At 43.7% G+C, this 12,975-nt stretch carries 10 protein-coding genes; 9 read left to right on the top strand and 1 reads right to left on the bottom strand.

Features of this window, described 5'->3' with window-relative positions:
• Positions 1-120: 120 nt before the first annotated feature.
• Together BLS49_RS03635 and BLS49_RS03630 are read left to right on the top strand one after the other, a co-directional pair.
• Entirely contained in the window at positions 121-2,148 is a 2,028-nt protein-coding gene (locus tag BLS49_RS03635) for a beta-galactosidase (protein WP_091226789.1), read from the top strand.
• A 37-nt stretch (positions 2,149-2,185) separates the two neighbouring features.
• Entirely contained in the window at positions 2,186-3,139 is a 954-nt protein-coding gene (locus tag BLS49_RS03630) for a phosphotransferase family protein (protein ID WP_091226787.1), read from the top strand.
• 81 nt (positions 3,140-3,220) lie between these two features.
• On the opposite strand, the gene BLS49_RS03625 is transcribed toward BLS49_RS03630, so the two are convergent.
• Positions 3,221-4,294, bottom strand: coding sequence for a M42 family metallopeptidase (locus tag BLS49_RS03625; protein WP_091226786.1), 1,074 nt, complete (start codon positions 4,292-4,294; stop codon positions 3,221-3,223).
• A 1,296-nt stretch (positions 4,295-5,590) separates the two neighbouring features.
• Between BLS49_RS03625 and spoVAC the strand changes: the two genes are divergently transcribed.
• From spoVAC to yqeH, 7 genes are all read left to right on the top strand, one after another.
• Positions 5,591-6,091, top strand: coding sequence for a stage V sporulation protein AC (gene spoVAC, locus BLS49_RS03620; protein ID WP_091226785.1), 501 nt, complete (start codon positions 5,591-5,593; stop codon positions 6,089-6,091).
• A gap of 63 nt (positions 6,092-6,154) precedes the next feature.
• The gene (spoVAE, locus tag BLS49_RS03615; RefSeq protein ID WP_091226783.1) at positions 6,155-6,505 is read left to right on the top strand and encodes a stage V sporulation protein AE; all 351 of its coding nucleotides are present in this window, start codon (positions 6,155-6,157) and stop codon (positions 6,503-6,505) included.
• A gap of 190 nt (positions 6,506-6,695) precedes the next feature.
• A complete protein-coding gene (locus BLS49_RS03610; protein WP_091226782.1) occupies positions 6,696-7,652 on the top strand; it encodes an AAA family ATPase in 957 nt (318 codons plus the stop codon).
• 2 nt (positions 7,653-7,654) lie between these two features.
• Positions 7,655-8,914, top strand: coding sequence for a DUF58 domain-containing protein (locus BLS49_RS03605; protein ID WP_091226781.1), 1,260 nt, complete (start codon positions 7,655-7,657; stop codon positions 8,912-8,914).
• Positions 8,914-11,172 (top strand): transglutaminase TgpA family protein, encoded by a 2,259-nt coding sequence (locus tag BLS49_RS03600; protein ID WP_091226779.1) that lies wholly within the window; start codon positions 8,914-8,916, stop codon positions 11,170-11,172. Before BLS49_RS03605 ends, BLS49_RS03600 begins: the two co-directional genes overlap by 1 nt.
• A 110-nt stretch (positions 11,173-11,282) precedes the next feature.
• The gene (locus tag BLS49_RS03595) at positions 11,283-11,810 is read left to right on the top strand and encodes a YqeG family HAD IIIA-type phosphatase (protein WP_091226778.1); all 528 of its coding nucleotides are present in this window, start codon (positions 11,283-11,285) and stop codon (positions 11,808-11,810) included.
• Positions 11,807-12,940 (top strand): ribosome biogenesis GTPase YqeH, encoded by a 1,134-nt coding sequence (gene yqeH, locus BLS49_RS03590; protein WP_091226776.1) that lies wholly within the window; start codon positions 11,807-11,809, stop codon positions 12,938-12,940. Before BLS49_RS03595 ends, yqeH begins: the two co-directional genes overlap by 4 nt.
• Positions 12,941-12,975: the final 35 nt, after the last annotated feature.

Genomic DNA, 12,975 nt, shown 5'->3' with positions numbered 1-12,975 from the left:
TAATCCCTCTCCTTTTTAGTTCCATATTATTATATATATTATCATGAATATTATATATATAGGGAGATAAATCCGTTTTACAATGGAAATATAATTATATTGTTAAAGGATGTGCTAACAGTGATAAATGATAAACTGCCAAAAATATGGTACGGTGGGGATTATAATCCTGAGCAATGGGATTCAGAGGTGTGGAGCGAGGACGAACGCATGTTCAAGCTTGCCGGCATCGATGTAGCGACGATTAATGTATTTTCTTGGGCTTTGATTCAGCCGGATGAGGTTACTTATGATTTCTCGGCATTGGATGAGACGATGGATCGGTTGTACAAGAGTGGCGTTTATGTGTGTCTTGCAACTAGTACAGGAGCTCATCCGGCATGGATGGCGAAAAAATATCCAGATGTGACTCGCGTAGACGTTCAAGGCAGAAAACGCACATTTGGCGGGCGCCACAACTCTTGTCCGAACTCACCAACCTATTTGAAATATTCTGCTAAATTGGCAGGTAAGCTGGCTGAACGTTATAAGGATCACCCAGGTCTTTTGATTTGGCATGTTTCCAATGAATATGGCGGCTATTGCTATTGCGACAACTGTGCCAAAGCTTTCCGGGTGTGGCTGAAGGAACGTTACGGCACTCTGGATAATCTTAATCGCGCTTGGAATACACGTTTTTGGGGTCATACTTTCTACGATTGGGATGAGGTTGTAGTTCCTAATGAGCTGAGTGAAGAATGGAACGGCAATCGCACCAATTTCCAAGGCATTTCCATAGATTATCGTCGCTTTCAATCCTATAGTCTGCTGGAAGCCTACAAATTGGAATATGAAGAGCTTAAAAAGCACACTCCTGACATTCCTGTAACTACTAACCTGATGGGCTTTTACCCTGAGCTTGATTATTTTGAATGGGCAAAATATATGGACGTTGTCTCGTGGGATAACTATCCTTCACTGGATACCCCTGTAAGCCGTACAGCAATGGCACATGATCTTATGCGTGGCCTTAAGAGCGGCCAACCCTTTATGCTTATGGAGCAAACACCTAGTCAGCAGAACTGGCAAGCATATAATTCCCTAAAACGCCCAGGCGTTATGCGTCTATGGAGTTATCAAGCGGTAGCTCGTGGTGCGGATACCGTGATGTTCTTCCAGCTGCGTCGTTCTATCGGGGCATGTGAGAAGTATCATGGGGCAGTCATTGAGCATGTGGGTCACGAGCATACCCGCGTATTCCGTGAATGTGCTGAGTTGGGTCGTGAGCTTGCTGGGCTATCCGATAAATTGCTTGATGCTCGTACAGAGGCAAAAGTGGCTATCGTTTATGATTGGGAAAATCGTTGGGCTACCGATCTAACAAGCGGCCCGTCAGTTGCCTTGAATTATGAACATGAAGCTTATAAATATTATGACGCTCTCTTTAAGCTTCATATCGAAACTGATATGATATCAGTTGAGGAAGACTTAAGCAAGTATGACATTGTAATTGCACCGGTGATGTATATGGTTAAACCTGGTTTTGCACAAAAGATTGAGCAGTTTGTATCTGCAGGCGGTACATTTGTGACAACCTTCTTCAGCGGCATTGTGAACGAGAACGATCTTGTCACCGTCGGAGGTTATCCTGGAGAGCTGCGTCCGGTTCTTGGTATTTGGGCTGAGGAAATTGACGCTTTGTTCCCGGATCAGAAGAACCAGATGGTGATGAAAGCGCCATGGGGCAAGCTTCAAGGACAATTTGAATGCGGATTGCTGTGCGATTTGATTCACTCTGAAGGAGCCGAAGTGTTGGCCGAGTATGGTTCTGACTTTTATAAAGGTATGCCAGTGCTTACGGTGAACAAATTTGGTAAAGGACATGCTTATTATGTTGCAAGCAGTCCTGAGGCTTCCTTCATGGAAGGTTTCTTGTCCAATTTGTGCGAGGAACAAGGCGTTAAACCATTAATGGCAGCACCTGAGGGAGTAGAGGTTGCACGTCGCGTGAAAAATGGCGTGTCTTACTTGTTCTTGCTTAATCACAACGCAGATCCGGCTACTGTTGAAATTAACTCAGAGAAGACGGATATTCTTACTGGTAAGAAGGTATCGGGTTCTCTGACTGTTCCAGCTAAAGGAGTATCTATTCTGGAGGGTGCTCTTTAATAGAAACTTTATATTAGGGTTTAGAGGAGTAGATACAATGGAAAACGGGATCAAACGTCAATTAAGTGATTCAGATTTGGCAAAATTGGTACAACGGGCCTTTGGTGGAGCCAGAATATTGAACTCTGCTCTTGAACTGAAGGATGGATGGTTCAATTCTGCTTACGTGTTAACGATGGAAGACGGGATGAAGACCGTACTTAAAGTCGCACCTCATAATGCAGGGGGAACTCTTCGTTACGAACGCAATATGATGGAGGCAGAGGTCGATGTACTCCGTCATCTGAAGAACACAGGTGTGATCCCGGTTCCAGAAGTATACTACTACAACAATTCTGCTGTGGAGCCTGAGTATTTTATTATGGGGTATCTTGAAGGGCAGCCATACAATAAGGTAAAAGATCAGCTTACGGATCTTGAACGAGAGCAGATAGAGGTGGAGTTAGGCCGATATAACCGGCTCATTAACGATATCACGGGAAAGATCTTTGGTTATTATGCGATACAGGATAAGCACGGTACTTGCTGGTGGGAAGTTTTTAGAGACATGATGAGTGATTTGCTCGCAGATGCCAGAGATGCCAAGTTGGCGTTGCCTGCAGCAGATGAGGAGATAATGGGACTTCTTGATAAACATAGAGCTGCCCTGAAAGAAGTCACGACTCCTCGCCTTGTGCATTGGGATTTGTGGGACGGAAATTTGTTTGTAGAAAATGGACATATAACCGGAATAATTGATTGTGAGAGGGCGATCTGGGGTGACCCTCTGATGGAATATTATTTCAGAGATTTGGCGGGACGCCCACCGGCATTTATGGAAGGGTATGGTCTCCACAATCTGAATGAATCCGAACTTGAGCGTGTCAAGCTTTATGATTTGTATCTCGCTTTGATTATGTACATTGAGTGTTACTACCGCAAGTATACCGATCGTAACCATATCCAGTGGGCATCAGAAAATCTGACCCAGTGCTGGCAGAGAATGAGCTGAACATAATGTATTGAATATTAAAAAAAGCAGGTCAAAGTGATACAACTCTGACCTGCTTTTTTTAATGAAGAGAAGGATGATTTAACACCGATCCAGTATAGTGTTTAAGGTTGTACGGTCGAGCCCTTTGACGAGCTTGATCAGAAGCTCTTTCGCTGCATCATAATCATCCGTATGGATGATGGATGAAGAAGTGTGAATATAACGGGAACAAATACCGATTACAGTTGAAGGGACACCGATTCCACTTAAATGTACTTGTCCAGCGTCCGTTCCACCAGGAGATACGAAATATTGATATTTGATTTTATGGGTATCGGCAGTATCCTGAATGTACTCCACCATGCCGCGATGAGTAAGCATTGTTGGATCAAAAATACGCAGCAATGCACCTTGACCCAACTGTCCAAAGGCTTGCTTGTCACCCATCATATCATTGGCAGCACTTGCATCGAGACCAAAGAAGATGTCAGGCTGAATCAGATTAGCAGCCGTCCGGGCTCCGCGAAGCCCCAGTTCCTCTTGAACGGTTGCTCCACAGTATAGTGTATTAGGAAGCTTCTCCTTATGGAGCGCCTCCATAAGCTCGATAGCGAGACCTACCCCATAACGGTTATCCCAAGCCTTAGCCATAATTTTTTTAGGATTGACCATAGGCGTAAATTCACAGATCGGTACGATTTGTTGTCCTGGACGAACTCCAGCAGCTTCGGCCTCTGCACGGCTGTCCGCGCCGATGTCCAGATACATGGTTTTAATATCTACAGGTTTGCTGCGCTGTGCTTCATCAAGCAAATGCGTAGGAACAGAGCCGACGACGCCAACAATTTTACCCTGAGGCGTAACAATTTGCAGCCGCTGTGCCAGAACAGCCTGACTCCACCAGCCCCCGAGAGGCTGAAAGTAGACCATTCCGTTGTCGCTAATTCGTGTAGTGATGAACCCGACTTCATCAAAATGACCAGCTACCATAACCCGGGGTCCTTGGTCATCTCCGCGCAATACGCCAAACAGGCTGCCCATCCGGTCTTGAACAAATTCTTCTGTATATTGAGATAGCTTATCTTTCACCCAAACCCGAAGCTCCCTTTCAAACCCGGAAGCAGAGGGAAACTCAGTCAGATGTTTAAAGAGCTCTAAAGTTTTATTGTCCATTTGTCTTGTTCTCCTTCAATTTCGTCTTTAATTGAATACCTTAATTTAGTATGAACCTCCTTTTAAAGATTGTCCATGACAAGAGAAGTAATTATGAACAGCACCGATAAGTTATGCTGCGCATATACTGCATCAAAATGATTGCTTGGGGAGACGAGGGAGGCAAAGCATCATGGAACGTTACTCCAAAGATTGGCTTTTGATATGTGTTCTTTTTATTCTGCTGGTTATTATTTTGCAGTATTTGTAACATACTCGTAGGGGATAGAATAAATTATGTTAATTCCATAACCAGACTATTCTGAAAATATTCCTGCATTTTATACAAAAATAAAGAGTTTACCACAAGTAATCGTGATTAGGCTCGTGTCGTGTTAAACAGAAGCATCATGAGCTACCATTGGGCGTTTTCAGCTTATCTCAGCACTTCGGTAGCAATAAAGGAAAAAAGTTCCCCTATTCCATCAGGATTCGCTCAAGATCATAAAATAAAGGAACTTCATTCCTCTATTTTGGTGATAAACGCTTGTTTTTGGCATTTTAGGGAAATTTAAGTAAGGATAAAGGAAAATACTTCCTTTATTTTCTTTAAAATCATCTCATTTTCGAAAATAAAGGATATTTTTTCCTCTACTGTGTTCGATCTGCAATCCTCTGACTTCTCACAAATAAGCCAGCTGTACTATTTCGCTAAAGCGCATTTTTGGAAATTTGGAGTATCTTATTTTCATTCTAGGTGGTGACGCCTGAGCGTCATAGTTGTTTTTGCAGGCTTTGGCTCATCCTTTCATGGCTACTTTTAATAAAGATGCATTTTTGCAGGCTTTCCCAGATATCATGCCTATCCACTGCTAATGGCAAGGCATTCTGCATTTCTACTCTCCAGTGAAAGTTATACTTCCTGATCTATTAAGAGGTGCCCCTCAAAGTTATCTTTTAGATAACTTTTGGGACAGCCTCTTGTTTGGTATTCTTTAAAAATTATCTGTCATTTTAATGATTTAGCAAAATGTATCATTTCATCTTTAATCAACCGAAAACTATCCATTTCAAGATAAGTACCAACATTGACCCATCTTGATATCCCGCCTTTGTCGGTGTTAGCCCACGCTTCAAATCGTGCTTCAATATCGTTGACTAAGCACAATATTTACGAAAAGAGCCTTTTGTTTACATAGGGCAAAAGCTTGGTTCACACTATGGATGATTTACCAAACATAACTAGAAGCAGGATGGTAAATAATGAATGTACAGCATCAGGATTAGCTTGAAGCATCTTGGAAGGAGGGATGACATTTGTCAACGAAGACGAAGTCCGGGAACGGAGGTAAGCAGAAAGGACTGTCATTGACCAAGCAGGACTACAAGGGGATCGCCAAGAAGCATGAGCCCAAAACAAATGTACTGGGTAACTGTGTGAAGGCATTTCTTGTAGGAGGCTTTATCTGCTTTCTAGGTCAGTGTATTCAGCAGATATTGATGACGTCCTTCGGAATGACGGCAAAAGAAGCGAGCAGTCCAACGGTCGCATTGCTCATCATTGCGTCGATCATTCTGACCTCGCTAGGCATATACGATAAAATATCTCAATGGGCAGGTGCTGGCTCCGCAGTCCCGGTTACCGGATTTGCAAATTCCATGTGTTCATCGGCGTTGGAATCTCAGGCAGAGGGGTTAGTGTTAGGCGTAGGTGCCAATATGTTTAGGCTGGCGGGATCTGTCATCGTGTTTGGTGTCGTAGCGGCGTTTATCGTCGGTATGATTCACGTGATTTTTGGCCTTGGTGGCGTACATTAGTCGGAATTTCATTTTATATGAAGAACAAGAGCGATGACTCTGGAAAGGGAGGAAGGTTGAAAAATGATCTTTCTGTGGGCGTTTGTTATCGGAGGATTGTTTTGCGTTGTTGGACAAATTATGTTTGACGTATTCAAGTTATCCCCCGCTCATACGATGAGTACGTTGGTGGTCATTGGTGCCGTAATGGATGCGGTTGGATGGTATGACCCACTTGTGAAATTCGCGGGTGCTGGAGCTTCGGTTCCAATTACAAGCTTTGGCAATTCATTGGTACACGGGGCTCTCACTGAACTGCAGAGGGATGGGTGGATCGGGGTCATAACGGGAATATTTGATGTGACAAGCGCCGGTATTTCGGCAGCCATCATATTCTCTTTTCTGGCTGCACTTGTGGTCAGACCCAAAGGATGATTTCAATAAAGCTTATGCAACAGCTGTTAATGCTGCCGGGGAGTTTTTTCTCCGGCAGTTTTTTGTCCTATAAAAACTGGGTATGATGAACATGTTTCCCTATATACATCTTTCATGTACAATTAGGAAGATATATACATCCAAAGATTTGAAATTACTTCATGGATCAAATACTTGGGAGGGAAATGACATGCCCGTAAAAGAGCAATCTATCTCGATTTTGAATCTAGTAAAAAACAATCTGAAATCATGTATTTTAGGAAAAGATTTTGAAATTGACTTATTGCTCACTGCATTGCTGGCCAGTGGACATGTGTTAATTGAAGATGTTCCCGGTACAGGAAAAACTCAGCTGATCAAGGCGATGGCTAAATCTATGAGCGGAGATTATCGGCGCATTCAATGCAACCCGGATATCCTTCCTAGTGATATTACCGGAGTATCGGTATTTCATCCGCATGAAGAACGTTTTGTATTCAGACCAGGTCCAGTCATAACAAATATTTTATTGACAGATGAAATTAATCGGGCTACGACCAAAACTCAGTCAGCACTGCTGGAAGTAATGGAGGAAAGAAGCGTAACAGCCGACGGGTTTACCTACGACCTTCCCCATCCTTTTATGCTGTGTGCGACGCAAAATCCTATTGATTTTGAAGGCACTTATATGCTGCCTGAAGCTCAGCTTGATCGATTCATGATGAAGATTGCTATGGGATATCCCGATGCAAAAACAGAGAAGGCGATTTTGCACAGTCATCATTTAGGTCAACCTGTCGATGATTTGCAGCCTGTTACATCGATGGAAGAGATCGCTTCGATGCAGCGAGAAGTCCGGGATGTACATATAAGTGATGCACTAACCGATTATTTGCTAGATATTGTGCGTCGTACAAGGGAGCATGAGGCTGTGCTTCTGGGAGCATCTCCGAGAGCGTCGTTGGCGTTCATGATGGCTGTCAAAGCTTATGCATACGTTCAGTCAAGAGACTACGTTCTTCCGGATGATATTAAGACCCTGGCTCCGTTTATTTTGGGACATCGCGTGCTTTTGAAACCGGAATTCAGGCTGGACAGTGTAAAAACGAATCAGGTGCTCCAGCAAATTTTAAGGCAGATTAATGTGCCGGTATCTGCGGGTGTATAATTATGCGAGTTCAAATTCGGGAGACGCTCGGTACAATAGTATCGGGACTAAATTCTATTAATACCTGGAAAGTAGCAATTTTGTGGATCATTTGCTTGCTCTATGTGTTGTTTCAAGGCGGTAAAACATCTTTTATGCTGTTCACCATGGTTTCGATTCTTGCACTATATTGGGCTATTGGGGGCTTCAGCGGAATCAGGCGAATCAAAGGAAAACGTCAACTGGGACTAGAAGGCGAGCGCACGGGATTATTAAAAGCAGGCGAGCAGATTATCGTTAAACTGACGCTTGAGCTTCCAGCATTTATGCCGCTCCCTTACATCATTGTGCAGGAGCGACTTGAGAAACACAACGGAGAGTCATGGATATTTGAGGATAGTATTGTACCACATCAGCACAATCAGTCTGAGCTTATATTTCAGACACCGCCACTGGAGCGGGGGAGATACTCTTTTGCTGGAACAGTGTGTTCAGCGGAAGATATTTTCGGACTAATGAAACATAAGGGGGTATTTCATACCTCCGGCGAATTTAGCATTTTACCGCGTACGGTATTTATTCAGCATTGGTATTTGCATAGCAAAAACTCACGGGTGGCCGGACCGGAAGCTACCTTATCCTTATCACGCCGTGAGACTACTCAAATCAACGGAGTACGCGATTATGTATACGGTGATCGATTTTCGCGGATTCACTGGAATGCTACAGCTAAAACGGGGGCGTGGAAATCAAAAGAGTTTGAGCATGAATCACTGCAAAAGACTGTACTTGTGCTTGATACACATTCGATCAGCTATAAATCCACATCCCAATTTGAACTGGCTGTATCAACAGCAGCTTCTTTATTGGAGTATGGTGCCAGGCAAAAAATGAATATAGGACTGTGCACACTAGGACAAAAATTCCGCGGCTTTGCTCCTGCCGAAAGTTATCTGGAGCGCCAGCAGATGCTTCATCACTTAGTGGATATCACTGCAGATGGTTATGGTGGCTATAAGGAGAAACTTGAGGCCAACCGCGAGTATTTTCCAAAGGGTGCATTTTTTATACTGATTACACCGCTTGCCGATGAACAAGCAATGGGCATGCTCCGATGGGCAGGCTCAAGGCGAATGCTCCCTTATCATATTCTGATTGAAGATGAAACATCGATTGGCGGTAAGTATACTCATTGGAGTAGTCTTTTAAAAGATCGGAATATATTTGGAATCAGGGTATCTTCATTAACTAATCTGCCTTCTGCTCTTGGAGGTGAAAAGTGATGAAATGGGGAGGACAGGAAATAAATAAAACTTATTCGTGGTATCGGGTAATTTCAATATTATGGATTGTCATTATCGCTCTTCAATGGGTTAACTTTACAGAATCGATGTGGTTCATGCAGACAACGACACTGGTAGCTGTAACCTTAATATCGATTGCTGCGATTTCAGCGCTGCCACTTCCTAATGTTTGGAGCTGGACTCTTAAATTTTTGGCAGTTGTAATCAGCTGGTGGATTGTTCTGATTGCTTATGAAGTGTATGTACCCACCGGGAATTTTTTTCCGGATCAACTGATAGGAATGGCTGCTTATTTGTCGCCCTATATTTGGTTTTCTTTGGTAACCTGGGGGCTGTTTGAGCTTATTTGGAGGCTTGTGAGGGAGCGGCTTCATATTTTGATGCTTCTAGGCGTGATTATGATTGCGTTTACAATCTTGGACTCTTTTACACCATATAAGTGCTGGCACAATGTAGCATGGACTGTATTTGCTGGATTGGGTTGGCTCAGCAGTCACCATTTTCGAAAATATCAGCTTAAATATCCTCTTGGCTGGAAGTCCTTGAGACGGCAACCTATTAAAGTTTTATTGAATGTGAGCGTAATTGTAGCATGCGTCATTCTGATTGGCATAAGTGTTCCGTCAGTAACTCCACTGTTAACCGATCCTTATACTGCCTGGAAGAACAGAGGAGGTGGGGAGGGCGGTTCCAGCGCAAAGGTAACGGCATCAAATACTGAGGGGATTCAATATATAGCCCCTGAAAATGTAGTGTCAGGCTATAGTCGCGATGATTCCACATTGGGCGAAGGGTTTGAATTTCTGTATAGCCCAGTGATGTCTATTCAAACGCCGATCCGATCATATTGGAGGGGCGAGACACGTCGTATTTATACCGGAGCTGGCTGGGACAGCCTGGAACAGGAAAAGCGGGGATATATGCTGCATTCAGGAGCTTCAACTGGAGAAATGGTGACAGAGGAGTTTCCTAAAATCAAGACCCAGCGTGTTGAACAGATTGTTACGATGGAGACTGACCGTCCGTATCCGGTTTTGTTCGGGGCATATACTATTAGAAGTGTAGAAATAATTAAGAAAGAGGATGAAGATATTCCGGCTCCACAGCTGCGCTGGGCAAGTAGGGAGGCAGAACTTCACTTTGGTGATAGCGATTTAGCTCTTCTTGACTCGTCAGAGGCTAATATTTATCCGAAGCGTTACAAGGTCGTTTCAGATGTCCCGCTTATTCCTTTGGAAGAAGTACAAAAGGCGAGCTACGAGGATCTTTATTCAAATACGCAAAATTCAGATTATTTACAAATACCAAACACCTTTCCACAGCGGGTTAAAGATTTGGCAGAAGAGGTTACAGCATCAGGCGCTACGCCATACAAAAAGATGGAATTGCTGCAGTCTTATCTAAGGCAAAATTATGAATATACTAATAAGCCGGATTTGTCGAGAAAGCAAAGCGAAGATTTTGTAGATGGCTTTTTATTTGAAATCAAGCAGGGGTATTGCGATTATTACTCCACGGCTATGGTTATGATGGCCAGGTCGCTAGGAATACCCGCTAGATGGGTTAAAGGATATGCACCAGGCACTTTGCCGGCTTCTGATTTTATGCAGCAAAGAATGACAACTAGTGAATCCGGGTCTTATAGGGTGAACAATGCTGATTCACACTCGTGGGCAGAGCTATATTTTGGCGAATACGGATGGATAACTTTTGAGGCGACCCCAGGATTTGATGCACCGCTGCTTTATTGGGATGAAGATGGAAGTGTAGTCTCCTCAGGTGCGGATCAACAGCTTGATGAGTTGGAGACAGGGGAATTTCAGGAATTTGCCTGGCTCAACTCCACAGTTCTGAGAACTATTACAATCATATCTATTATTATTGTTGTACTGGCAGCAGCCTATTGGCTTCGATCCGCGATATACTTTGGGATATTCAGGCTTCGAAAGGGACGCTCTTTAACTCCGGGGGAAAAAGCGGTTTATGAGACGATGCGAGTTGTTCATCGTCTTAAGCGTAGAGGACTTAGTCGTAATGACAGTGAGACTCTGCGAGAATCCTTTAATCGCTGGCGAATAGAAAAGCCGGAGCTTTCTGCTATGCTGGATTCTCTGCTTGCTCAGTTTGAGCGTGCGAGCTACAGCCATTACTCATTCACCACTCAACAGTGGAGAGATGTTCAGACACTGTCAAGGCAAATATTTAAAGTCACCCGAAAAAGAGTCGAAAAAAAATAACCTTTCTAATTCCCCGCTGCTTGCAACGGGGGTGTTTTCTTTTTTAAAATATAAGGAAGTTGGATAAAGATTATGGTATAGTTTGTCGTATGAAACTGAGGTGAACGTATTTGTTTGAAAGATTTTTGCCAAAGCTGCGAGTAGACAGCGTATTTGATATTGATTTGGAAGATCTCTATGCCAAAGGGTATCGGGGAATTATTACTGATCTGGACAACACTCTTGTTGGAGCCAAAGCTCCATTAGCGACTCCAGAGTTGATTCTTTGGTTTGAGAAAGTGAAAAAAGCCGGATTTAAACTTGTGATTGTGTCGAACAATAATTTGGACAGGGTATCCATTTTCGCTGCTCCTTTAAATATTGAATTCGTGCATAAGGCCAGAAAACCGTCAGGATCAGCATTTCATAAAGCTATGCAATTGATGGATATCAGGCCACAGGAGACGATTGTGATCGGCGACCAGCTCATGACAGACGTACTCGGTGGCAATCGTCAGGGATTGTTTACGGTATTGGTTTTACCGATCTCTGTGGGAGACGAAGGGGTCGGGACTCGTATCAATCGCCTTATGGAAAGAATCGTCAAGCGGCGTCTCGGTAAATCAGGATTATGGCTTGAGGAGGAAAAGAAGCGATGACAGAAGTACGAGGTCAGATGGAGCAAGAAGCACTTCGCTGCAGTGGCTGCGGGATCAGCTTGCAAAGCGAGGATCAGGGCAAACCGGGATATACCCCGAAGCAGGCGTTTGAAAGAGAACCGATCATTTGCCAGCGTTGCTTCCGGATCAAAAACTACAATGAATCATCGAGTGTTACTGTAGAGCAGGATGAATTTCTGCGCCTGCTTGGACAAATTGGCGGGAAACAGGCACTCGTAATTCATATCGTTGATATTTTTGATTTTCAAGGCAGCGTGATTTCTGGCTTGCAGAGATTTATCGGCAACAATCCGGTTCTGCTGGCTGTAAACAAAATTGATCTGCTTCCAAAAGTAACAAATTGGAACAAAGTCCGTAACTGGGTGCAGAAGGAAGCGAAAGATGCTGGCCTCAAGGTAGAGGATGTTGTACTTTGCAGTGCAAAACAGAACAGTGGATTTGATCGCCTTCTTGAAGCGGTCGATGAATATCGCGGGGATCGTGATGTTTATGTAGTTGGAGCGACTAATGTCGGTAAATCTACGCTTATTAATCGTTTGATTCGTGATTATAGCGATCTTGATCAAGAGTTGACGGTGTCGCGTTATCCTGGAACTACGCTTGATATGGTGCATATCCCGCTGGATGATGGCAAATACATCATTGATACTCCGGGAATCGTGTATCCATCCCGCTATTCCGAATTAGTTAGTCCTCAGGATCTGGGAGTTATTCTGCCGGACAAGCCAATGAAGCCGGCTGTTTATCAATTAAACGAAGGCCAGACTATTTTTTTCGGTGGATTTGGCAGGTTTGATTTTATTCAGGGCAATCGTCAATCCTTCACTTGTTTTGTTAGCGGACGAGTTCCTCTTCACCGGACCAAGCTCGAAAAAGCTGATGAGCTATTCGCAAACCACGCTGGTGAGCTGCTGAATCCACCTAGCAAAGAGAACATTGCCAAGCTTCCGGAATGGACAAGGCATGAATTCAGAATTACGAAGGGAAATAAATGCGACTTGTTCATTTCAGGCCTTGGCTGGATAAAAATTAACAATGATCAGGGAGCAATCGTAGCGGTTCATGTTCCTAAAGGGATTAAAGTGATGGTTCGTCCTTCGATTATTTAATGGTTTACGTAGTGTCTGAGGGGGAGAAACTATGG

The organism is Fontibacillus panacisegetis, from assembly GCF_900102215.1.
Taxonomy (GTDB): Bacteria; Bacillota; Bacilli; order Paenibacillales; family Paenibacillaceae; genus Fontibacillus; species Fontibacillus panacisegetis.
This window is presented reverse-complemented; position numbering and strand designations above follow the sequence as displayed.